This window comes from Polaribacter sp. AHE13PA, from assembly GCF_019278505.1.
Lineage (GTDB): Bacteria > Bacteroidota > Bacteroidia > Flavobacteriales > Flavobacteriaceae > Polaribacter.
Genome location: NZ_CP058985.1, coordinates 823,197 through 847,653 on the forward strand (window position 1 = coordinate 823,197; position 24,457 = coordinate 847,653).

Consider the following 24,457-nt stretch of genomic DNA (forward strand, 5'->3'; position numbering starts at 1 on the left):
GGCGTTTGAGCAGTTTATTTAATTAAAATTGCTGCAAAATTTTGAAATTTGTAGTACCATAAAAAAACAATATGAAATTAGCAATCGTAACAGCGTATCCACCAAGTAAAGTAACCCTAAACGAATATGCATATCACTTAGTTAAAAGTTTTAGGTTGAAAGAAAAGGTTACAGAATTAATTCTTTTAACCGATGAAACTCCAGGTGAAAAAGAGATTCAGTTTGAAGCAGATGGTTGTAAAGTTACGGTAAAAGAATGTTGGCAATTTAATAGCTACGCTAATACTAATAATGTTATAAAAGCAATTAATGAAACAAAGCCAGATGCTGTTTTATTCAACTTACAATTTATGAAGTTTGGAGACAAGAAAGTTGTTGCTGCATTAGGATTAACATTGCCATTAATTTGTAAGGTGAAAGGAATTCCTACCATTGTTTTATTACATAATATTTTAGAACAAGTAGATTTAGAAAGTGCCGGATTTACCTCAAATAAATTGGCTCAAAAAGTATATAATTTTATTGGTACTTCATTAACAAAGTTGATCTTAAAAGCAGATTTAGTTGCGGTTACCATGGATAAATATGTAACAACTTTAGTAGATAAATACAAGGTTGATAATGTGAAAATGATTCCTCACGGAACTTTTGAAATTCCAGAAAATCCATCACAAAAATTACCTGAAGGTCCTTTAAAGATTATGACTTTCGGAAAGTTTGGGACCTACAAAAAAGTAGAATCTATGATTGAAGCTGTAGAAATTGTAAGAAAAGAAACAGGTTTAGATTTAGAAATTGTAATTGCAGGAACAGACAACCCAAATGTACCTGGTTATTTAGAGAATGCTCAAGAAACTTACAAACATGTACCACAACTTACGTTTACTGGGTATGTAGAAGAAAATGAAGTAGCACCGTTGTTTACAGAAAGTGCTGTAGTTGTTTTTCCTTATACGTCTACAACCGGAAGTTCTGGAGTATTACATCAAGCTGGAAGTTATGGTAGAGCAGTGGTAATGCCTAATTTAGGAGATTTAGCAACCTTAATTGAGGATGAAGGTTATAGAGGTGAGTTTTTTGAACCAGAAAGTGTAACAAGTTTGGCAAATGCAATTAAAGCAATTGTAACAGATGATACATATAGAATAGAACTTGGCGAAGCAAATTACAAAGCAGCAACGGCGTTCCCTATGGCAAGAATTACAGATATTTATTTAGAAGAATTTGATAAAATTATAGCCCAAAAGAAGTCATAATTATTCTTTAGAAATGTATTTATAAGATAATTTTTTTTCTCCTTTATTATTGATAAAACCAAATTTCTTCTGCGGATTAGTTCTCCAAGGCAGTCTACCTAAAACCTCTTTAGGAACCACATCAAAATCATATAAAGTCCATGACATAAAAGGAACAGAGTTCTTTGTTAGGACTTTTTGTATTTCTTTATAATAGTTAGCTTGTTTTTCTTCAGAACCAACAAAAGGTCTCCAAAAACCACCATAAGATGATAGCCCAAACTCTTGTAATACAATAGGTTTGTCTTTTATTTCTTCTTTTAAGGCTAAGTATTCATCCTCAAAATTAAGTAAGTCTTCATAATAGTGAAAAGAAACAACATCTACTTTGTCTTTTAAAATAGTGGCACTTTTTGTGTTAGACCAACCAATGGTTACGGGATGTTTTTTATCAATATTTTTTATCAAAATAATCATAAAATCTAACCAAGCGGTTACATTTTCTTTACCTCTAGAGTTAAAATCTAAATTAGGTTCATTTTTTACGTCCCAAGCTAAAATAGCTTCATGTTCTTTAAAAGTTTCAACAATTTTTTCTGCATGTCTTTGGTTCAATGTCCAGTCTAAAACATCATAATTTCCATAAAAATCAAACAAAGTAACCACAACTTTTAGGTTTTCTGCTAATGCGGTGTCTAATACTTTTTTTAGTTTTTCTAGTTTTTCTGGTTTCACATTTGCTTTACCAAAATCTTCATAAGGCACAAAAATTCGAATAGAATTTAATGCAGCCTCTTTTATAATTTTAAAATCGTTTTTTATAATATCAATATCAAATTCATCACCGTACATATTCCAAGGGGTTGCTTGTGGGTAATAATTGATCCCTTTAATATCTGCAAATTCTAAGGATCTTTTTACAGGAGTATTTTTAAAATTTTCCGAAGCTTCTTTTACCATGTGTCTTACGCGCCAAAAGCCATCTTCTAATAATAATACATATTTGTAAGAAGTAACTTCGGTAGTTTCTAAGATTAACTTTTCATCTTTAAAAACCTTTTTATACTCGATTGCATTGGTGTCTTTTAAAACAATTAATTGTCCGTCTTCACTAAAAAACTCGATGTCTAAATTATGTTCTAATGTAGTAGCTTCTATAGAAGTGTTGTTCAGCTTGTTGTAATCTAAATTAGCATAGATGTTTTTTCTTGCACTTTTAGTAAAGTAATCTTCTATACCAACTCTTGTGTTTGTTTTGTAAGCAATTTGCTTTACATACCACGCGTCTAAATAATCGTTTTGCACGGCAGCAATTTTTTGAGCACTTATTTTTCTGCCTTCATTACCATCATCTTTCCATGTTACTTTAGGTAAGTATTGTTCTACTTTTTTAACTTCTGTATGCAACATTTTGCTTCTATCTGCACCAGTGTTTAAAAAACTGTATAGAGAGCTTACCAAGAATAAAAGAACGCCAATTATTGCTAGGTAAGTTAGCATTAACACACCTCTAAGAATTTGTTTATTTATTTTTACCATAATTTAATACTTTTAAAATCTTTTTTAAGACCTGCAGTTTCAATACTAAAATCATAAACATCATTTTCAAAAATATTGGGATCTAAGTAAAAAATTGCTATCCCGTTTAAAGACTCATTATATTTTTCTTTGATAAGTACGTTGTTTTTATAAATAGATAGTTTTACAGATAAACCATCTGGAATGATTTGATCCATAAAACTTTTTAAAGGACCAATTTTAATACTTCTATTCTTGTCTAAAAAGGAAACGATATAATCTTCAACAACTTTTTTATACTTTACTGTTATTGTATTGCTTTCTGCAATACCAATAAAATAGGCTTGCACGTTCCAAGTATCTTCAAAATCTGGATGTATAATTTTTGCGTGTGCGACTCCGTTTACAGTAGTACCAGCAGTTTTTAAAATATTTCCTTTTTTATTCGTAACGTAAAATTCAATATAACTACCATCACTAACAATATTTTTATTTTTGTCTTTTATTGTTGATGTAAAAAATGTTGTTATTTGATTTCCATCTGCATACTCATGATTTCTACGAACATATAGTTTAAAGTTAGTAGCAATTGCTGGCATTACATTTACATCAAATTCTTTAGAATTTAAACCGAAAGATTCTGAAGAAATAATCATTCTACCACTTTTTTTAGGAGCATAAATATTTTTATAACTAATTAGCTTATCTGTAAAAATAGCTTCGGTTTTTTCAGATTTTAGAAATTGATACTTTACATCCACCTTACTTTTATTCGGTATAGGATTGTCTAAGCTATCTGTTGGTATTACCACCAACATTGTGTAATCGGTATCACCTGCATCTATACTTGGCGGACCTAAATAAGTTTCTATGGATGTTGGTTCTTGCAGAGGTGAAATAGAAATGTTCCCTGAAATTATGGTATCTGTTTGTGTAGTTTTCCAAGAAAGTATTCCTCTTTTTCTTGTTAAAAAATCGGGGATTTTAAATGTAACTTTTTTATTGATACTTTTAGATTCTATTACTGTAGCTCCATAACTGTTAGCACAATATAATTGAAATGTGGTATCTTTTTTAACTTTAAAATCGAGTGATATTTTATCACCAACCAGATAATTTGTTTTTGTTGATACTAATAAAACAGCAGGTTTTTTAGTTGTTGTTTCTTGTGAAAAAAAAGAAACAATAACCAATTGAAAGAGAAGTAGAAAAAATACTTGTTTTAATTTCATTATTTAGGATTACCGATATACATACTTAATTCTATTCTAACATAGCTAAAAAGTGGATGGATTACTTTTTGTAGTTTACCAATAGTATGGTTTTTTATTCTATTTGGCATTATTTTAGAAGCAATATCTTTATTTGGTAAACCGTTTACAAAGCAAAAATCCATATTTTTACTTATTGTTTTAATGGTTGGGTTTAGAGGAATAGCATAGTTAAAACGAATTTTTCTTTCTTGTCGTATCCCTTCTTTTAAAAATAAATTATCTACCCAAATCATTTCTTTATCCTTGTTATAAAATGTAATAATTAATTGAGGAACCGTAATTTCTTGAATTCCACTATTAAATAAAGTTCCGCTTATGCTAGTTGGTTTTATATTTACCTCACTTAAAACAATATCCTTAAACAAGTCCGAATTGGTTGTGTTTCCTGCAGCTTGTAAGTTAAATTTTGTGGGTTGCTCACTGAGTTCTATAGGTGTAAATTCGTCAGGATTAAAAGTTTTAGGAATAGAATCTTTTGTTTTAGACCAAGCAATACCTTCAAAATTAATTCTAAAAGCACTAATCTCTTTTGGCATTAATTTGTGTTTTAAAATGTGTTTAGCATTATAAGTAGCCAATTCTTTATTCTCATCATTATAAAGTGTCCCTTTTAAGACTACGTCTGATGGAACATTATCTATATTTTGTACTTCTCCAATAATAGCATAACGTTTGTTAAACTTTATTAGTTTAGCAGAAACAATTTCTAAAACGGGTTGTTTTAAAACATCTTCGTGATGGGTTTGTTCTGTAGTAATTCTTCTTCTTCCTTGATTAAAATAACCTGTAGAATTCTTAGAATATAATTGATCTGGTGGTAAATCTATCGATTTTCTTGTTGGTTTTAAATACCATTTACTGTTTCTTTTAACAGTTGTTTTAAATTCAGTTTTTGATAATTTTTCTAATGGAGTAATCCATTTTGTTTCTACCTTTAAAGTGGCCAAACTATCTGTCTGCTTTATAATCTCTGTGGTTATAGCGTCTAACTTTGCATAAGAACTTAACAAGCCATCTGTAACAGATATCTCTAATAAATATTGTGCTCTTGTAAGCTCGTCTTTTGGATCTATGTAGGTATAACTTTTATTCAACTCTTTAAAATCGACAGCGTCATAATATGCTTTTACTACATTTTCTGGAGATCTTTGTGTATCGTTTTTAATATAAAACATATAGCATGCATAACCAATTGTAACTATTAAAATAACTGCCCAGATATGAAATGCTTTTAATACAATTCTCGGAAACTTATTGTAATCTACTTTAAATTTAAAGTATACAGGAACAGCTTTAAACTTTGTTTTTAAACTATGAACAAATAAGGACTGTATATTTAAAATAAATGCAATAAGTACAGTTAAAAAAGGAATGATCCCCCAAATTATTTTTACCCAAGCAGGTACATCTTCTTTGGGTAAAATAGATGAAATAGGGGGTACGTTTAATTTTTCCCAAACCATAATACCGTTCTCTAATTGCGATAAACGCTGCCATCCGCAGAAAAATAATACGGGGTCATAAAATTTATCATTAGAAAAAATATATTTTAAATTATACTTTTCTGGTGTTGTTAAAAATTGTTGCAGAGAACCAATACCAGCAACTCCTTTAAACTTTGAGTTTTCTAAACGCTCTATAGGTCTTGTTGTTAGCTCTGGCAAACGTCTAGCAGAATGATAATTACCATCTACACTCATTGCGTTTGTTTGGGCTGCTAACCACGCCATTTGATCTCCAAACCCTAACGTTAAATACCTCCAATGGTCATGCGAATCTTGGCTTAGAAAGTTTACAATAGGAAGCATTTTTATCTTTTGAGGTTGAGAAGGTCTAAAATATCCCAAACTCATGGTAAAAATTACCATAGAAATATAAAAAGCGGCCAAAAGGCCTCCTAATAAACGGTGATAAACGGCACCAAATCGTTCTTGTATTAGAACTTTTAAATCTCCTTCTACAAACCTATAGATAAACTCTCCAAATATAGGAATAGACATGATTGAACCCCAAAGTGTAAACCTGTCTAAGGTTAAAATATTAAAGGCCGTTTCACCTAAAATCATTTTAGGTATTGGTGTTGTGCCACCCGTTCCCAAAATAACTAACATGGTAAAAGACAATCCGAAAAATAAATACCTTTTACTAAAGTATCTGTAAAAGATATAAGGAAAAATGAATAGTAAAATTCCCCATGGAATTGTGAAAAATACTAAACCCGAAGATGTTATATCTATAAAGCTGTCTCTAGATCCGTGAGGGATAGGTACTTGTGTTATTGGGTTTAATTTTGAATTCATCCAATAGGGAAAAATACAAAATATTATAAGGAACAGTGAAGAGAACCCAAACGCAAGGTTTTTCTTCAGTTGTTTCATAAATGTTTTTAGAAATAAAGATAAAGTAACTTCTTTATAAGAGTTAACTTCTTCTCTAGCAACATCCATAATAACTGTTCCTATTAAAGGAAATATAAAAAATAACATTCCAAAGATAGGGGTAACATGATGAGAAGTAACGGTAACAGCGATTAAGGAAAGAGAAGTAAAGAAAAATTTATATTTTCCCGTTTTAAGCCATAGGTATATTTCGGGTAATGAATGCATTAAAACAGAAACTCCTATAATACTGGGTAATTGACCAAATATATGCAAAGTCTCTACAAAAGAAGACGAAAAAACAGCTAAAATAGCAGCATAACCAGCAACAGTTCTATTAGATGTTATTAATAAAGAATATCTGTAAGCCCCAGTAACAAATAGAACAATGGCTATTAGAGCCACTGTAAACATCCCAAATTTTAAGCCTCCGATTAACGATAAAGCTCCAATTGTTTGATGTACCAATGGAGGATAACTCTGCACTGTAAAGCCAGTATACCATTTATAATTCCAGGGTTCAAACCAACTAGTTGCATAATGATCTGCAAAAAATAAATGAATTAAAGCGTCATAGGTAGTTTCTAATGTAAAGAAAATAGTAGAACCATGAAAAAGAACTGCCAATAGAATTGCAGTAATTAAGTATTTATTAGATTTTTCTTTCATTAATAGATATCTGACTTAGAATCATGTAAAGGTAAAAATTTTAAGCTTAGTTTTTTTTATTTGTCTAAAGTAACTTACCTTTCATCCTAATTAATCAACCTTTAAAGATCATATTATAAAATAAAAATAAAACAAAAGTATTTTTGAGGTGTAAATAAGTAATATAAAAATATCGTTATGAGAATTTTAGCTATTGATGATCAAAAATTAGTTCTAATACCTTTAGAAAGTAGGTTAAAAGAAATGGGGTATGAAGTATTAACAGAAACAGATGCTTTAAAAGGAATTGAATTATACAATTCTTTTAAACCAGATTTAGTGATTGTAGATATTAATATGCCAACTATTTCTGGTTTAGAGGTTGTAAAACATATTAGGGAAGTTAAAAAATCTAATACACCAATTATGATTTTATCTGGTAATACAGATGATGACATGATTACAAAAGGCTTTGATTTAGGTGTAAACGATTATATGAAAAAACCTCTAAGTTTAACAGAGGTTGGGTTAAGAACAAAAAGATTAATTGGTCTTCCTGAAAATACAGATACTACAAAAAAATATAAGAACACTATTATACAACAAAGATGTGTTGGGGTTGTAATACCTTGTTATAATGAAGAAGAAAGATTGCTCAGCAAAGAATTTACAGATTATATAGATAAAAATACCGGATATCACTTATGTTTTGTAAATGATGGAAGTAAAGATAAAACTTTAGAGGTTTTACATAAGTTAAGAAAAGGTAGAGAAGACTTTATTACTGTTTATGATTGTGAAAAAAATGGAGGTAAAGCAGAAGCTGTTAGGCAAGGTATGTTATATATGGCTAAGCAAGAAGATTTAGACTATATAGGTTTTTTAGATGCAGATTTATCAACAGATTTAGCCGATTTTGATGATTTAGTTTCAACTATTGAAAAATCTAATTATAAGATTGTAAGTGGTTCTAGAATTAGTAGAATGGGCGCAAATATTACAAAAGAGTCAGCAAGAAAGATTATTAGTTTGACCATTAATTATATCATTAGAAAAATTCTTTCTATGGACTTTAAAGATACCCAATGTGGTGCTAAAATTTTTCATAAAGATGTGATAGATATTTCTTTTAAAGAAAAATTTGTTACCCAATGGATTTTTGATGTTGAAATTTTTAGAAGAATAACGCTTCATTTTGGATTAAAAAAAGCGAAAGAAATATTATGTGAACAGCCATTAAAAAGATGGATTCATGCTGATGGCTCTAAACTATCAATGAAAGATTCTGTTAAAATAGTTGGTCAACTAGGGCAAATTGCTTGGCATTATAGAAGTGGAAAAAAAGATTATAAAAGTACTGTTGTTGCATAATCTTTTTTATCGAAAAAATATGAAAAAAGGAATCATAATAATATGTAATAAGAATGACCTTGATGTTTTAGAGGAAATCCGTTTTAAATCACTTTTTAATAAAGAGTTTAAAATATGTATCGTTAATAATGGTAACAATAATAAAATATTAAATTTCTTACTTAAGTTAAAAGAATCTTCTAAATTTGATATTTCTATTTTAAACTTGAGAAAAGAAACAGCTTTAAAGTTAGCAATGAAAGCAGGAGTGCGGTTTTTGTCTAACTTATATGATGTTCAGTTATTTGTGCATACTACCCCAAAAAGTGTTTTTAAACACAATTTAAAAAAGAAATTAGAAAGTATTAAGGATGAAAATTTCATAAATAAAAAAAATGAAAGGGTTTTGTTGCGAAGCGTGTATTCGTTAAACGAAATTACTAGTTTATAAAAAATATATAATGAAAAACTTAGAAAACAAACTACTTAGAATTGAAGGTAAAGTGCAAAATTATGATTGGGGAGGAGAAAGCTTCATTCCTAATTTAGTTTCAGAAACTATAGAGCCAAACACTACATATGCAGAATATTGGTTAGGAGCACATTTAAAAGCACCTTCAAAAGTTATTACAGAAGAAGGTAGTGTTTCATTAGATGAGTTTTTAGAACAAAATATAACAGAAAATTTAGGCGTTGAAGTAGCAAAAGACTTTGGTAAACTACCATATCTATTCAAAGTTTTAGATGTTAGTAAAATGTTATCTATTCAAGTACATCCAAGTATTGCTGCTGCTAAAATAGGGTACAAAGAAGAAAATGAACAAGGAATTCCTTTAACTGCTGATAATAGAAACTATAAAGACGAAAATCATAAGCCAGAAATAATGGTGGCTTTAACCGATTTTTGGTTGTTACATGGATTTTTAGAAAGTGAAAAACTAGCAAAAAACTTAAAAGAAACTATAGAGTTAAGTTTCTTATTAAATACTTTCTTAGAAGAAGGTTATTTAGGGCTTTATAAAAAAGTGATGGAATACTCACAAGAAGAAGTAAATACAATTTTGAGACCTTTGGTAAAAAGAATTCTTCCAAAATTTGTAAATAATGAATTAGAGAAATCTTCACCAGCATATTGGGCAGCAAAATCATTAAACAATAAAGATTCTGAAGATATTGATAAAGGTATTTTTTCTATTTACTTTTTTAATATTTTAAATTTAAGTAGAGGAGAAGCAATTTTTCAAGATGCAGGAGTGCCGCATGCGTATTTAGAAGGTGTAAATATGGAGTTAATGGCAAATTCAGACAATGTGTTAAGAGCAGGGTTAACTAGCAAACACATAGATGTTGAAGAACTTATAAAAAACACAAAATTCGAAGAAACGATTCCTATTATTTTATTCGGTGACGAAAATAAAGAGAATGGAGAAGTTATTTTTAAAACCAAAGCAAAAGACTTCGAATTAAGTAAAATTGAATTGATAAAAAAAATGTCTCATACTTCAACTTCAAATTCCGTAGAAATATTAATGGCTTTAAAAGGAGCTGCTGTTGTTACTCAAGAAAATGAATCGATCTCTTTAGATAAAGGGCAGTCTGTGCTTATAAAAGCAAATACTAGGTATAAAATTACTACAACTTCTGAAGTAGAAATTTATAAGGCAAGTGTGCCAAAATAAATTTATAAACTAATTTAAAATTGTTTTAGAGTGCTTTACTCTAAAACAATTTTCTAATCCCAAGAATTTAGAATCTCCTGCTTCTTCAGACCAAAATCCTTCTAGAATATCTTTATTCAAGCATTTGTAAACCACTACTCCTTTATAAACTTTATCTTCAAAACCTAAATATTTAAAGTTGATAACAAGAATATTATTCTTAAAGAAACCTACTCCTGTTTGCTCTTGAGAGTCACTAATATTCCACTTAGCAACAATTCTGTCATTTTCATCTAAAGTTAGTTGTAGCTCTCCTTTATACGAATTTTCATTAGCATCTTGGTTGCTTCCTATAATTGAAAATGTACCTACTAAATCTTGAATTGTCATTTTTTTTGAAAGGTTTAGACTTTTAAGTTTACAATAATAAGCTATTTTATAATTTCATAATTAATTTTACTATTTTATATACTAAATTATGGTTTTAAAATATTATGTAATTTAAAAAATAAGCCGGATAATTCTGGTTGAGGAGCTTATATGGCTAAGAAATTGGAATTAGAGGTCTGTATAATTATTGAAAAGTTAGGAATAAGTATTGTTGAAACAAACATAGTTTAAATTTTGATGTGCAAATAAAAAGCACCCACAATAAAAATTAAGTTTTTATTTTCTAATTTTATCAGAAGAAGAAAAAAAACAATATAGATGGGCACACAAAACATAAAATTAAGATAAAATATGTCTCAAACATTATTTGATATTACAGGAAAAGTTGCCTTAATTACGGGAGCTACACATGGTTTAGGAATGGCGATGGCTATGGGGTTAGGGAGAGCAGGAGCTACTATTGTTGTGAATGGAAATTCATCACAAGAAAAAGTAGACAATGCAGTTGTTGAATATCAAAAAGAAGGAATTATAGCTTTTGGTTATCAGTTTAATGTTGCAGATGAAGAAGAAGTTATTGCTGCCGTTAAAAAAATAGAAAAAGATGTGGGGGTTATTGATATTTTGGTAAATAATGCAGGAATTATTAAAAGAACTCCTTTGGTAGACATGGAGATTGCTGATTTTAGGCAAGTAGTAGATATCGATTTGGTGAGTCCTTTTATTGTTTCTAAACACGTAGTTCGTGGAATGATGAAAAGAAAATCTGGTAAAATTATTAATATATGTTCTATGATGAGCGAGTTGGGTAGAAATACAGTTGGGGCTTATGCAGCAGCAAAAGGAGGCTTGGTTATGCTAACCAAAAACATGGCAACTGAGTGGGCGCGTTTTAATATTCAAATAAACGGAATTGGTCCTGGTTACTTTGCGACTTCACAAACAGCTTCTATTAGAATGGAAGGGCATCCGTTTAACGATTTTATTGTAAACAGAACTCCAGCAGAAAAATGGGGAAATCCTAATGATTTGGCGGGAGCAGCAATTTTCTTATCATCTAAAGCAAGCGATTTTGTAAACGGTCATATTTTATATGTAGATGGTGGGATTTTAGCAACCATAGGAAAACCATTCAACGAAGATTAAAAAAATATAGTTTATTAATAAAAAAATAAAGATATAATAAGCTGAAAAAAATAGAATTCTTTTAACACGAGTATATGAGTGAGGTAAAGGGAATTTCTGTATTGTTTATTAATAAGGTTTATTTTCTAAATAAAAACCATACAACTTATTAATTTTAGTCTTATTTAATGATATTTAATGTAACTTAGTAACCAAACATATTACAACAAGTTATGTATAGACTTTTATTTTTTATTTTTTTTATTAACGTTGTTACTACTGCTCAAGAATTACCGCCAATTAAAATTTTTACAGCAGAAGATTACAATGCTCAAAATCAGAATTGGGAAATTTCACAGTCTGAAGATAATCTAATATATGTAGCGAATAATGGAGGTCTTTTAGAATACAATGGTGAGCATTGGCAATTGTATACTCATTTTTCAAATCCTATTTTAAGATCTGTAAAAGTAAAAGATAAAATAATCTATACGGGGTCTTTTATGGATTTTGGTTTTTGGAAAAAAAATAAAAAAGGCCAATTAGAATATAATTCATTAGTAGAAAAGTTACAAATAAAATTAAAAGAAGGAGAGGAGTTTTGGGAAGTTGAATTTTATCAAAACTGGATTCTTTTTAAATCTAAAACAAGAATTTATTTTGTAAATACCATTTCTAATGAAGTTAAAATAATTGATTCTGAGGAAACCATTTCTGGACTTTTTATAATAAACAACACCATTTTTTTTCAAAAAAAGAACATTGGTTTGTTCACGTTACAAAATGGAGAAGAAAAAATTTATTCAGATGATGTGTTTTTTAAAAACAATAATATTATCAATTGTTTTTATTATAATAAAGAGCTTGTTTTTTTATCTGAAGAAAAAGGTTTTGTTTCAGTAAAAGGAAGTAAAGTTGTGTCTCAAGAAACAGACTTAAATAATGAGAGCTTTTTAATTTTTAGTGCAATTCAATTAGAAGATAAAAGTTTTTTGCTTGGTACAATCTCTAATGGAATTGTTTTTCTGAGTAAAGATGGGGAAATTACGTCTACTATTAACCGTAAGAATGGATTAAGTAATAATACAGCGTTGTCTTTGCTTCAAGACAATTCTGGTAATATTTGGATTGGTTTAGATAACGGTATAAATTATTTAAATGTTTCTTCAGCATTTAAAATTTTTGAAGATGAAGAAGGTACTTTAGGTACCATTTATACCTCTTTGTTTTTTGAAAATGAACTTTATTTAGGGACAAATCAGGGACTGTTTTTTAAAGATGAAAATTTAAAATTTAAATTAATAGAAAATACAGAAGGACAAGTTTGGTTTTTGAAAGAAATTGATGGGAATCTTTTTTGTGGGCATGATAAAGGAACTTTTATTATTAAAAACAAAAAGGTAATTAATGCTATAACCGAAGAGCTTGGAACCTGGAACATAAAAAAAGTACCAGGAAACAATAATTATTTAATTCAAGGGAGTTATCAAGGCTTGTCTATTTTAGAGAACGACAATGGGGATTGGCAGTTCAGAAATAACATTGATGGTTTTGATGTTTCTAGTAGGTTTTTTGAGTTTTATAATGATAGATTATATGTAAATCATGAGTTAAAAGGCTTATATGAATTACAAATTGATAATAGTTATGCTAAAGTTCAGCAAAAAGAGAAAATTATCATTCCAAAAGTTGGTTATGGATCTAATATTTTTTCTTTTAGCAATAATTTATTTTATTCATCATCAGAAGGTGTGTATAAAAAACAAGACGATGGTAGTTTTAAAGTAGACTCATTGTTTACAAAAAATTTAAAAGATTTAGATAACTTAACAACGATAAGGAAATTAGCTCAAATAAAGAACACTTTATACAGTTTCTCTAAAAATAATATTCTTTTTATCACCTCTAACAGTATTAGTTTAAGTCCGCAAGTAAAAGCGATTCCTATTGATGGTGCCATAAGAAATAATGTTTTGGGGTTTGAGAACTTAACCCAAATTAGTGCAGAGAATTATTTAATAGGTACCTCTCATGGGTATTTACTTTTAAATGATGCTCTTGTAAAAAATGAAAAAAACGTAGATATTTCTTTTCAACAAATACTTGTCAATAAAATAGATAGTGATAAGATTCATCTTTCATTAACAGAAGCCGTAGAATTAGAAAATAAGCAGAATAATATATCGTTTTCATATAGTATTTCTAAATATGATAAAATGATAAAGAATGAATATCAATATCAGTTAGAAGGATTGACTAATAAATGGTCAGATTGGACAGAGGACTCTACGCAATTGTATGAAAACTTATCTTATGGAGATTACACTTTTAACGTAAGAGGTAAATATGGAAACCAGATGACGGATATTAAATCTTTTGAATTTTCTATCAAGCGTCCTTTTTATTTAAGCAACTTATATTTAGTTTTTTATGTAATATTTATGGTGTTTATTATTGTATTGATAAATATTTATTACAGAAGAAGGTATAAACGTAAAAATAAGATTCTATTAGAGAAAGCGCAGAAAGAGTTAAAGTTAAAAGAGTTGGAAAGTGCTCAAATAATTATGAAACTTAATAATGATAAATTAAAAGTAGATATAGAAAGTAAGAGTAGAGAGTTGGCTAGTTCTACAATGAATATTATAAAGAAAAATGATTTTTTAAACACAATTAAAACAGAATTGACAAACGGAGAAAGTAAAGACGTCTCAAAAGTGGTTAAGATTATTGATAAGAACTTAAACAATACAGACGATTGGAAAATGTTTCAAGAAGCATTTAATAATGCTGATAAAAATTTTCTAAAAAAGGTAAAAGACAAGCACACTAGTTTAACTCCAAATGATTTAAGACTTTGTGCCTACCTTAGGTTAAACCTATCTTCTAAAGAAATTGCTCCTTTATTAAATATTTCTCCTAGAAGTGTAGAAGTTAAAAGATATCGCTTAAGGAAAAAAATGGGGTTACCACATGATGAGAACTTAACAAATTATATATTGGAAATTTAACACCCCTACATCTTCTTTTTTCACCACAACAACACCTATACATTGGTAATTTAATTGTGTTTTAGGTTAATATTTAACACATGTTTAAAGTCTTGTGTTTATTAGGGATATGGTATTTTTTAGCTGTTTTATTTGTGATGTATGTTTTTTGTTGTGGTTGTTTTTATCATTTAACTATAATTTAACTATAATTTTATAATCAAATAATAAATACCTTATTCATGAGAAAACAAATCACATTATTACTCCTTTTATTTGTAGGTTTTTGTGCTTCTGCACAAACTATAAATGTAAAAGGTGTTGTTAAAGATGCTAAAACGGGTGATCCATTACCGGGAGTAAGTATATTAATTAAAGGAACAACTGTTGGAACTGAAACTGATTTTGATGGACTTTTTAGTCTTGCTAAAGTTGAGAAAGGAGCAACTTTTGTATTTAATTATTTAGGATACGCTGTAAAAGAAGTATTGGTTAATCAACAAACTTTAAATATTTCTTTAGAAGAGTCGGCAGAGGCTTTAGATGAAATTGTTGTTGTTGGTTATGGTAAGCAAAAAAGAAAAGATGTTACGGGTTCTGTATCTATAGTAGGAGAGAAAACCTTAGAAGCATTAAAACCTATTGATGCAACGAGTGCATTGCAAGGAACAACTTCTGGAGTTGCTGTTAATCTTTCGTCTGGATCACCAGGTGCAAAAGTGAATATTTTAATTAGAGGTGTTAGTTCTAATACCAATAATCAACCGTTAACAATTGTAGATGGTTATGAAGGAGATTTAAATAGTATCAATCCAAATGACATTGAATCTATTACCGTTTTAAAAGATGCACAAGCAGCTATTTATGGTATAAAAGGAGCAAATGGTGTTGTTTTGGTAACTACTAAAATTGGTAAGAAAAATAAAAAAGCAACTGTAAAATATGATACGTATGCTGCTTTTCAACAAACTACCAAAAAATTAGATTATTTAAACGCAACTGAATATGCTTTAGTTTTAAACGAAGCGTATGCAGCAAGTGGGCAAACATTACCTTTTAGTAATGTAGGAGAATTAGGTAAAGGTACGGACTGGCAAGATGAACTTTTTAATGATGCCATGTTAATGAATCATAATATTAGTGTATCTGGTGGTGGAGAAAGTTTTAGATACTTTGTAAGTGCATCTAGAACAGAGCAAGATGGTATTATTGCAAAAGATAAGTCTAATTTTATTAGAAACAATATCAAATTAAACTTAGGTATAGATATTAGTGAAAAATTAAATTTCTCTGTAATAGCAAACTACTACACAAGTGCTTCGCAAGGTTTTGACGCTTCACTTTTATTTAATGGTTTAAATTATGCACCAACTTTTGGGCTAAATGAAAATGATACAAATAACTTTTTAGGGATAGAGGTTGTAAACCCTTTATCATTGTTACAAAATACTTTTGGTGAAAATAATGGTAATGGAATAGAAGGTAATTTTAAGCTAGAATATAAACCAATAGAAGGTTTAAATATCGTTTCACGTGTTGGTTATAAGATTTATAATGAAAAGCAACGCTCATTTACACCTATTCAAGAATATGGTTTAGCTAAAGTATACAATAAAACACAAAGTTCTGTTTATCAGTTTAAAGCAACTTCTACAAGAGTAAATTGGGAAACATTTGCAACGTATCAGAAAACATTTTTAGAAAACCATAATACTACTTTTACTGTAGGTACAAGTGTACAGAATGATTTGTTTGATGGTATCTATGCTACAGGATTTGATGTGCCTAATAACTCGTATGAATTTGCGGACATTAGTTTAACCAATAAACAAAGTGAACAAAGAAGTTTAAATACTGGGAATGGAGATATTAGGTTAACCTCTTTCTTTGGTAGAGCTCAGTATGATTATAAAGGTAAATATTTATTTTCTGGATTAGTTAGAAGAGACGGAGCTTCTGTTTTTGCAGAAGATCAAAGAGTAGATAATTTTTGGTCTGTAACTACAGGTTGGAAAATTTCTGATGAAAACTTCTTAAAAGATAATAAAACGATTAACTTTTTAAAATTAAGAGCAAGTTACGGTACTTTAGGAAACTTAGTTGGAGATAATCTGTACAGATCTTTATTAGATGGTGAAGGTGAGTATGTTTTTAATGGAAGCTTAGTAGATGGTACTGCACAAGGTGCTTTGTCTAATCCGTCAGCAACTTGGGAAACGGCAGAGAAATTAGACATTGGTTTAGATATGAATCTATTTGATGATAAACTGACAATTGTTGCAGATTATTTTGAAGAAACAAGAAAAGATTTATTAATTGAAGACTTCCCAGTTTCTGGTTTGTTAGGTTCTGGTGCAGCAGGAGGATCAAACCCAACAGTAAATGCAGGAACTTCTAAAAATACAGGTGGAGAATTGGCAATTAATTATAATGCTATTTCTAAAGAAGATTTTTCTTTAAATATTGGATACAATGTTACCTATGTAAAAAACAAAGTAACAGACGTTTTAGACGACGCTATTGTAGAAGGAGGTGATTTTGGAATCGGTAACCTTCCAACATCAAGAATGGAAGTAGGACAACCAATTGGTTATTTCTTAGGCTTACAAACAGACGGAATTTTTCAAACACAAGCAGAAGTAGATGCACATCCTTCTCAAACAAGGCTAGGAGCAAGTGTTACTTCTCCTGGAGATATCAGATATAAAGATACAAATAACGATGGTGTTATAGACTTTGACGACCGTGTGAACATTGGTAATCCTCAAGCAGATTTCTATATGGGATTCAATATTTCTGCAAAATATAAAAATTGGGATTTTACTTCTTATTTATATGCAGAGCTAGGAAAAGACATGGTTAGAAATTTTGAACGTTTTTTACCAAATGTGAATAAGCCTGCTTATTATTTAGATAGATGGACAGGTGCAGGTACAAGTAACTCGGTACCGAGATTAACTAACGATGCTACAAATAACAGACTTTTTTCAGATTTCTTTGTAGAAGATGCTTCTTTTTTACGTATGCAAAACATACAAGTAGGATACACTTTTGCACCAGATTTATTAGAAAAAGTAGGGTTGTCTAAATTAAGATTATATACTTCTATCAATAACTTATTTACGCTCACAGATTACACTGGTTATGATCCTTCTATTAATGACGGAGCAATTGGTGCAGGTATCGATTCTGGTAACTACCCATCAGCTAGACAATTCTTGTTAGGTTTAAATGTTGAATTTTAAAAAATAAAAGATGAGAAATTACAATCAAATAATAAAATTAGGATTCATCTTTATGGCAAGCTTATTTATTTTAAGCGCTTGTTCTGATGACTATTTAAATAATTCTAAAATTTACGCAGAAGATTCTGAATCTTTTTTCAATTCAGAAACAGATTATTACAATGCTTTGGTAGCAGCTTATGATCCTTTACAATCTACATTTAGAAATGTATTAATGGGAGAAATAGCTTCTAACAATACTTTGTGTGGTGGAGAAACAGCTACAGATGTTCCTGGATATCAGCAAATAGATGATATGACTCATACTCCTGTTAACGATCAACTTCAAGACCTTTGGAGCCTAATGTATGGTGGTGTTAATAGAGCCGCTTATATAATAGAATTTAAAGATAAAACAGACTTTACAGGTAAAAATGTAATTCTTGGGGAAGCTTATTTCTTAAGAGCGTATTATAATTTTGAATTGGTAAAATGGTTTGGAGATATTCCTATTAAAGCAGACGGTCGTTTTGTTTTGGGTGATGAAAAAACAATACCAAGATCGCCAAAAGCAGATGTATATGCTTTAATTGAAGCAGACTTAGAATATGCAATTGCAAACATGACGTATACAGCGCCTCAAGTTGGTAGAGCAACAAAAGGTTCTGCACAAGCATTATTAGGAAAAGTTTATTTATATCAAGATAAATTTGATGAAGCTGCAAGCATTTTAGAAAATGTAATTAATAACGGAGGATACGTATTAGAGTCTGACTATAACAAAATTTTTGAATTTGACGGAGAAAACGGTACAGGTGCTGTTTTTGAAGTGCAATATACAGATACACAAGGTGCAAGTTTCGATTGTTTACAGTGTAGTGAAGGAAATGTTGCCGTTGGGTATCAGGGTGTAAGAGGTTATGAAGGTAGTTTGTTTACTTCTGGATTTAGTTTTAATGTACCAACACAAGAAGTGGTAGATGAATTTGAAGATGGAGATAACAGAAAAGAGGTTGCTATTTTAGATATTGATGCATGGGCAGCTTCTACAGGTGCAAAATTTACTACAGGTTATGAGCATACAGGTTATTTTAATAGAAAATATCTTCCTAGAAAAAGAAATGAAGAGGCAGCAGGAGATTTAAACTTAACAAACCCTAATAATTATAGAGCTATTCGTTTTGCAGATGTTTTATTAATGGCAGCAGAAGCTTTTAATAGAAAACCGAGTCCAGATGATGCTAAAGCAAAAACATATTTAAATAGGGTTAGAGAAAGAGCTTTTGGTGATGCAGATCATAATATTGTTACAACAGGTTCTAATTTAACAGCTGCAATTTATAAAGAGCGTAGAGTGGAATTAGTAGGAGAAGGTCATCAATTTTTCGACTTGGTAAGAACAGGTAGAGGATCTCAGATACCAGGTTTTACAACGGGTAAAAATGAGGTTTTTCCAATTCCGATTGAAGAAATACAATTTGCACAAGGAAATTGGGAACAAAACGATAAATACTAATAATTATGAAGAAATTAAAAATAATATACAAAGCATTAGTAATACTTTTGATCATTAGTGCTTGTACAGAAGAAGATAGATCTTTAGACTTCTTAGATAATGTAGTACCTCCATCAAATGTTGCAGCTAGTTATAACTTATCTCAAGATAATTCAGGTTTGGTTACTATTTTACCAACAGCAGTTGGGGCTACCTCATTTGATGTGTATTTTGGAGATGCATCGGCAGAAGAAAAGGGTGTTGAAGCTGGTAAAATGGCACAACATACCTATGGGGAAGGTACCTATACAGTAAAAGTGGTAGCTTATAATACTAAAGGAGATACAACAGAAGCAACACAAGAATTAATAGTTTCTTTTAAAGCTCCAGAAAATTTAGAAGTTACTTTAGAAAATGATATTGCTATCTCTAAACAAGTAAATATTACAGCGAAAGCAGATTATGCTGCCACTTATGACTTTTATTCAGGAGAAGCAGACGTAGCACAACCAGCAGCATCAGCTAATATTGGTGATGCTATAAATTATCAATACTCTACAGCAGGCACGTATACTGTAAAAGTGATTGCAAAAGGTGGTGCCATCGAAACAACAGAATACACGAGTGAGTTTGAAGTTACTGCTATTTTAGCACCTTTAAAATCTGCAAGTACACAACCGGCAAGAGATGCTGTAGATGTTATTTCTATTTTTAGTGATAAATATACAGATGTTGCGGGTACAGATTTTAATCCAAACTGGAGCCAATCAACTATTTATACTCCTTTTGAATTAAATGGAGATGCAATGATTCAGTATAGTAATTTAAACTATCAAGGAATTCAAATAGGTTCAATGCAAGATGTTTCTACTATGGAGTTTCTTCATTTAGATGTTTGGACAGCAGATGCTACGGAATTAGATACCTATTTAATTAGTGTTGGCAGTGGAGAGAAAATGGTAAAAACTGCATTAACAAAAGATGCTTGGACTACGATTAACATTCCTATTTCAGCATTTACAGATCAGGGATTAACCTTAAATGATATTCACCAATTCAAGTTAGAAGGTTCTGGTACTGTTTTTATAGACAATCTTTATTTTTACAAAGTGAGTTCAACTCCTGTTTCTGGTGTAACACCATTAACTTTTGAAGTGGATTACGAATTAAGTTCTTTTGATGGTGGTGCAGCTGATGTAGTAGCAAATCCAGATACAAATGGTAATAGTTCTTCTTCAGTTTTAGAGCTTGTAAAAAATGCAGGTCAACCTTGGGCTGGTTCTAAAGTTACAATTTCATCAACATTTGATGTTTCTAATGCAGTAATAACCGCAAAAGTTTGGTCACCAAGAGCAGGTTTAAATTTATTATTAAAGTTTGAAGATGCTACACCATGGCCAAATACGGTAGCTTCAGAAGAAATTACAGCTACAACAACTACAGCGAATGCTTGGGAAGAATTAACGTTTGATTTTTCAGGAATAAGCACAACTGTAGATTTTAGTAATCTAGTTTTAATAATGGATAATGGTACAGAAGGAGATGGATCTGCTAATTATACTATTTATTTAGATGATATTTCTACAACTCCTCTTTTAGATTTTGAACCAGAATTTATATTAAGTTCTTTTGATGGTGGAGCAATTTCTGTAATTGCAAATCCAGACACAGACGGAAATGCATCTGCAATGGTTGCACAAGTTGTTAAAAATGCGGGTCAGCCTTGGGCAGGATCTAAAATTACAGTTCCTACACCATTTAGCTTTACAGCTGGAACAAGTGTAAAAGTTAAAGTTTGGTCTCCGAGAGCAGGTTTAAATTTATTATTAAAGTTTGAAGATGCTACCGCATGGCCAAATACAGTTGCTTCCGAAGAAATTACAGCAGCTACAACAACAGCTAATGCTTGGGAGGAATTAACATTCGATTTTTCTGGAATTAGTACTTCTGTAGATTTTACAAACTTAGTTTTAATAATGGATAATGGTACAGAAGGAGATGGTTCTGCTAATTATACTATTTATCTAGATGATATATCACAATTTTAAAATAATGATTATGAAAAAACTTAAAAATATTTATATAATCTTATTTTCTTTAATGACAGTACTTTATGGCTGTCAAGAGAATGAGCACGAATTTGGAGAAATTGTTTCACCAACAGACATCGTCATTACTGCAGAAATTGTAGGTGCAGATGTAGACAACCCTTATGGAGACGGAAGCGGTTCTGTAAATTTTACAGCTACTGCTGCCAATGCTTCTTCTTATGTATATTATTTTGACGGAGTTGCAGAAGCTGCACCTTCAGGAATCTTCACAAATAGATTTTCTAAAGTAGGTGTAAACTTGTATACAGTTGTTGTAAAAGCAAATGGTACAGGTGGGGTTTCATCAACAAAAACAATAGATGTAGAAGTTTATAGTTCTTTTTCTGATGTTGATGCAGAAAACTTTTTAAGTGGTGCCAATGTTGGTGACAGTAAAAAATGGTATTGGCAAGCAGATGTGGCTGTTCATGTAGGTATGGGACCAGCTACAGATGATTATGGAAATGGAGAGTTTGCTTACGAAGCTTGGTGGAATGGAATTAAAGCATGGGATGATGAAAAATCTTGTATGTATGATAATGAGTTTGTATTTACAAGAACAGCAACCGGACTTACTTTTGAACAAACTGTTGGACCTGCTTTTGTGCCAGGAACGTATGCAGGTGTATTAGGTGTAAGTGGAGATCAATGTCATGATGAAACTGTAGTAACAACAATGTTTGGAACTAAAAATGTTTCTTTTGGACCTTCAACATCTAAAGCAGGTACAGAAGGTTCTTATAACAATGTGGAATACAGAGGTACTGAATTTGAAATTTCTGATGGTGGATTTATGGGATGGTATGTAGGTGCTAGTACGTATGATATTATTTCGATTTCTAATGATGAAATGATTGTTAGAATTATAGAAAATTCAAATTCTGGTAGTGGTGCAGCTTGGTATCATAAATTTACATCAACTAAACCTGTAGAAGGAGCAAGTACTCCAGATTATACCTACAATAATTTAGTATGGGAAGATGATTTTAATACAGATGGAGCACCAGATGCAGCAAACTGGACTTACGACCTAGGTGCAGGTGGTTGGGGTAATGGAGAATTACAAACTTATACCAATACAACAGAAAATGCCAAGGTAGAAGGTGGTTCTTTAATTATTACAGCAAAAGCTGATGGTAGTGGAGGTTATACTTCTGCTAGGTTAAAATCTCAAGGATTGTATAAATTTAAATACGGTAGAGTTGAGGTAAAAGCAAAGTTACCAGCTGCGGCAGGTACTTGGCCAGCAATTTGGATGTTGGGTTCTAACTTTCCAACTGTAGGGTGGCCTCTATGTGGTGAAATGGATATTATGGAACAGACAGGTGCAGATAAAAATACGTCTTTAGGTACTTTACATTGGTTAGATAGTGCTAGTTCTACCAACGCAAGTTATGGTGAAACAACTTCTGTTTCTAACGCATCTTCAGAATTCCATTTATATACTTTAGAATGGTCGGAAGAAAAAGTAAAAATATATGTAGATGATGTTCCTTTTTATGAGTTAACAAACAATGCAGATTTACCATTTAATGCAGATTTCTTCTTAATTCTTAATGTAGCAATGGGAGGTTCACTTGGAGGAAGTGTAGACGATGGATTTACAGAAGATACTATGGAAATAGATTATGTAAAAGTATTTCAATAATATTATTGGGTTATTTTTTAATAAGGTCAGTTTTATATGGCTGGCCTTATTTTTCTATATTTTTATAACTACAATACTTTAAAATTTATGTCAAAGTTGATATTTATGAAATATATTTTCTTACCAATTATACTATTAGTTTTTATTTTAAATTCTTGTGATACAAAAACAGATAAAGTATCTATCTTAAAGAATAAGCAAGGAATGAAATTAGTTGTAAATGGAGAAGATTTTATAATTAATGGTATGAATTGGGATTATTTTCCGATTGGTACAAATTTTTCTTACAGTTTATGGGAGCAATCAGATGCGTTTATAAAAACGGCATTAGATGCAGAAATGAATTTATTGAAAGAAATGGGCGTTAATACAATTCGTGTTTATGAAGGTATTCAACCCAAATGGATTACTTATATCTATAAAGAGTATGGTATTTACACTATGTTAAATCATTCTTTTGGTAGATATGGTGTTGCTATAAATGGAAATTGGAAACAAGAAACAGACTACAGTAATGCTAAGGCACAACAAAGCTTGCTAACAGAGGTTAGTGAAATGGCAGAAACATATAAAAATACTCCTGGATTATTATTATTCCTTTTAGGTAATGAAAATAACTTCGGACTTTTTTGGGCAGGATCAGAAACAGAAGATTTTCCTGAAGGAGAATCTGAAAAAAATGAGATAGGAGAGTTAAGAGGTAGAGCAATGTATAAGTTAATGAATGAAGCTGCCATTAAAATGAAGGAGATAGATAAAAATCACCCGGTTGCTATTTGTAATGGAGATGATTTGTATATAGATATCATTGCAGAAGAATGTACAGACGTAGATATTTATGGAACAAACATGTATCGAGGTAAATCTTTTGGAGATGCTTTTGAAAGAGCTAAAAAAACATTGGATATGCCCATATTATTTACAGAATTTGGAGCTGATGCTTTTAACTCAATAACGCTAAAGGAAGATCAAAAAATGCAAGCCTATTACATGTTAGAAAATTGGAAAGAGATTTATGAAAATGTTTCGGGTTTAGAAAAGGCAGGAAATGCTATTGGGGGGTTTACGTTTCAATTTAGTGATGGCTGGTGGAAACTTGGACAAACAACAAACTTACATATTCATGATAACCAAGCTTCTTGGGCAAATGGAGGATACGCTTTAGATTATATAAAAGGAGCCAATAATATGAGTGAGGAGTGGTTTGGTATTTGTGCAAAAGGACCAACTGATACAAAAGGTTTTTATACGTTAACACCAAGAGCTGCTTATTTTGCTTTACAAAAAGCACACCAATTAAATCCCTATTCAAAAGGGATTACGACAGATTTAATTTCTAAACATTTTAGAGAAATTAAAATTTAAAAGCTTTTAGCTAATTAATAACAAAAACGTACAAGGTTAAAAAAGCCTTACAGGATAAATAAATAACAA

Annotated in this window: 15 protein-coding genes; 11 read left to right on the forward strand and 4 right to left on the reverse strand. The window is 30.4% G+C overall.

The window, feature by feature from the left end; all coding sequences use genetic code 11:
• Positions 1-71 precede the first annotated feature (71 nt).
• Positions 72-1,256, forward strand: coding sequence for a glycosyltransferase (locus H0I28_RS03580; RefSeq protein ID WP_218760516.1), 1,185 nt, complete (start codon positions 72-74; stop codon positions 1,254-1,256).
• Here H0I28_RS03580 and H0I28_RS03585 read toward each other — a convergent pair whose 3' ends face one another.
• From H0I28_RS03585 to H0I28_RS03595, 3 genes are read right to left on the reverse strand one after another with little or no spacing between them, the layout of a single operon-like run.
• Positions 1,257-2,774, reverse strand: coding sequence for a glycoside hydrolase family 2 TIM barrel-domain containing protein (locus H0I28_RS03585; RefSeq protein WP_218760518.1), 1,518 nt, complete (start codon positions 2,772-2,774; stop codon positions 1,257-1,259). It abuts the gene before it with no gap.
• Entirely contained in the window at positions 2,768-3,985 is a 1,218-nt protein-coding gene (locus tag H0I28_RS03590) for a hypothetical protein (protein WP_218760520.1), read from the reverse strand. The genes H0I28_RS03585 and H0I28_RS03590 overlap by 7 nt, the downstream gene beginning before the upstream one ends.
• A complete protein-coding gene (locus H0I28_RS03595) occupies positions 3,985-7,074 on the reverse strand; it encodes a hypothetical protein (protein ID WP_218760522.1) in 3,090 nt (1,029 codons plus the stop codon). Before H0I28_RS03595 ends, H0I28_RS03590 begins: the two co-directional genes overlap by 1 nt.
• 177 nt (positions 7,075-7,251) lie before the next feature.
• Here H0I28_RS03595 and H0I28_RS03600 point away from each other — a divergent pair, with 177 nt between their 5' ends.
• Genes H0I28_RS03600 through manA form a run of 3 tightly spaced genes read left to right on the forward strand, consistent with a single transcriptional unit; the run spans position 7,252 to position 10,082 of the window.
• Entirely contained in the window at positions 7,252-8,424 is a 1,173-nt protein-coding gene (locus H0I28_RS03600) for a response regulator (RefSeq protein WP_218733438.1), read from the forward strand.
• Between the two features lie 19 nt (positions 8,425-8,443).
• The gene (locus tag H0I28_RS03605) at positions 8,444-8,854 is read left to right on the forward strand and encodes a hypothetical protein (RefSeq protein ID WP_218733440.1); all 411 of its coding nucleotides are present in this window, start codon (positions 8,444-8,446) and stop codon (positions 8,852-8,854) included.
• A 10-nt stretch (positions 8,855-8,864) separates the two neighbouring features.
• Positions 8,865-10,082 carry a mannose-6-phosphate isomerase, class I gene (gene manA / locus H0I28_RS03610; protein WP_218760524.1) on the forward strand — a complete coding sequence of 406 codons (1,218 nt, stop codon included), beginning with the start codon at positions 8,865-8,867 and terminating at the stop codon, positions 10,080-10,082.
• A 9-nt stretch (positions 10,083-10,091) separates the two neighbouring features.
• Here the strand turns inward: manA and H0I28_RS03615 are convergent, their stop codons facing one another.
• Positions 10,092-10,451 (reverse strand): hypothetical protein, encoded by a 360-nt coding sequence (locus H0I28_RS03615; RefSeq protein WP_218760526.1) that lies wholly within the window; start codon positions 10,449-10,451, stop codon positions 10,092-10,094.
• A gap of 351 nt (positions 10,452-10,802) precedes the next feature.
• Here H0I28_RS03615 and H0I28_RS03620 point away from each other — a divergent pair, with 351 nt between their 5' ends.
• From H0I28_RS03620 to H0I28_RS03650, 7 genes are all read left to right on the forward strand, one after another.
• Complete coding sequence (locus H0I28_RS03620) at positions 10,803-11,597, forward strand: gluconate 5-dehydrogenase (protein ID WP_218760528.1); 795 nt, start codon at positions 10,803-10,805, stop codon at positions 11,595-11,597.
• Between the two features lie 212 nt (positions 11,598-11,809).
• The gene (locus H0I28_RS03625; RefSeq protein ID WP_218760530.1) at positions 11,810-14,587 is read left to right on the forward strand and encodes a triple tyrosine motif-containing protein; all 2,778 of its coding nucleotides are present in this window, start codon (positions 11,810-11,812) and stop codon (positions 14,585-14,587) included.
• A 221-nt stretch (positions 14,588-14,808) separates the two neighbouring features.
• Complete coding sequence (locus H0I28_RS03630; RefSeq protein WP_218760531.1) at positions 14,809-17,811, forward strand: TonB-dependent receptor; 3,003 nt, start codon at positions 14,809-14,811, stop codon at positions 17,809-17,811.
• Between the two features lie 52 nt (positions 17,812-17,863).
• Positions 17,864-19,306: a RagB/SusD family nutrient uptake outer membrane protein gene (locus H0I28_RS03635; RefSeq protein ID WP_254712872.1), complete on the forward strand. Its 1,443-nt coding sequence runs from the start codon at positions 17,864-17,866 to the stop codon at positions 19,304-19,306.
• A 5-nt stretch (positions 19,307-19,311) separates the two neighbouring features.
• Complete coding sequence (locus tag H0I28_RS03640) at positions 19,312-21,333, forward strand: PKD domain protein (protein ID WP_218760533.1); 2,022 nt, start codon at positions 19,312-19,314, stop codon at positions 21,331-21,333.
• Positions 21,334-21,343: 10 nt separating this feature from the next.
• The gene (locus H0I28_RS03645) at positions 21,344-23,023 is read left to right on the forward strand and encodes a family 16 glycosylhydrolase (RefSeq protein ID WP_218760534.1); all 1,680 of its coding nucleotides are present in this window, start codon (positions 21,344-21,346) and stop codon (positions 23,021-23,023) included.
• Between the two features lie 105 nt (positions 23,024-23,128).
• A complete protein-coding gene (locus H0I28_RS03650) occupies positions 23,129-24,388 on the forward strand; it encodes a glycoside hydrolase family 2 TIM barrel-domain containing protein (RefSeq protein WP_218760535.1) in 1,260 nt (419 codons plus the stop codon).
• The last annotated feature ends 69 nt before the right edge of the window (positions 24,389-24,457 follow it).

Bases quoted from the DNA above. Each gene is read 5' to 3' on its own strand.
- H0I28_RS03620 (WP_218760528.1), top strand. From the start codon at position 10,803: ATGTCTCAAACATTATTTGATATTACAGGAAAAGTTGCCTTAATTACG.
- H0I28_RS03605 (WP_218733440.1), top strand. From the start codon at position 8,444: ATGAAAAAAGGAATCATAATAATATGTAATAAGAATGACCTTGATGTT.
- H0I28_RS03600 (WP_218733438.1), top strand. From the start codon at position 7,252: ATGAGAATTTTAGCTATTGATGATCAAAAATTAGTTCTAATACCTTTA.
- H0I28_RS03590 (WP_218760520.1), bottom strand. From the start codon at position 3,985: ATGAAATTAAAACAAGTATTTTTTCTACTTCTCTTTCAATTGGTTATT.
- H0I28_RS03630 (WP_218760531.1), top strand. From the start codon at position 14,809: ATGAGAAAACAAATCACATTATTACTCCTTTTATTTGTAGGTTTTTGT.
- H0I28_RS03635 (WP_254712872.1), top strand. From the start codon at position 17,864: ATGGCAAGCTTATTTATTTTAAGCGCTTGTTCTGATGACTATTTAAAT.
- H0I28_RS03615 (WP_218760526.1), bottom strand. From the start codon at position 10,451: ATGACAATTCAAGATTTAGTAGGTACATTTTCAATTATAGGAAGCAAC.
- H0I28_RS03580 (WP_218760516.1), top strand. From the start codon at position 72: ATGAAATTAGCAATCGTAACAGCGTATCCACCAAGTAAAGTAACCCTA.
- H0I28_RS03650 (WP_218760535.1), top strand. From the start codon at position 23,129: ATGAAATATATTTTCTTACCAATTATACTATTAGTTTTTATTTTAAAT.
- H0I28_RS03640 (WP_218760533.1), top strand. From the start codon at position 19,312: ATGAAGAAATTAAAAATAATATACAAAGCATTAGTAATACTTTTGATC.
- H0I28_RS03585 (WP_218760518.1), bottom strand. From the start codon at position 2,774: ATGGTAAAAATAAATAAACAAATTCTTAGAGGTGTGTTAATGCTAACT.
- H0I28_RS03625 (WP_218760530.1), top strand. From the start codon at position 11,810: ATGTATAGACTTTTATTTTTTATTTTTTTTATTAACGTTGTTACTACT.
- H0I28_RS03645 (WP_218760534.1), top strand. From the start codon at position 21,344: ATGAAAAAACTTAAAAATATTTATATAATCTTATTTTCTTTAATGACA.
- manA (WP_218760524.1), top strand. From the start codon at position 8,865: ATGAAAAACTTAGAAAACAAACTACTTAGAATTGAAGGTAAAGTGCAA.
- H0I28_RS03595 (WP_218760522.1), bottom strand. From the start codon at position 7,074: ATGAAAGAAAAATCTAATAAATACTTAATTACTGCAATTCTATTGGCA.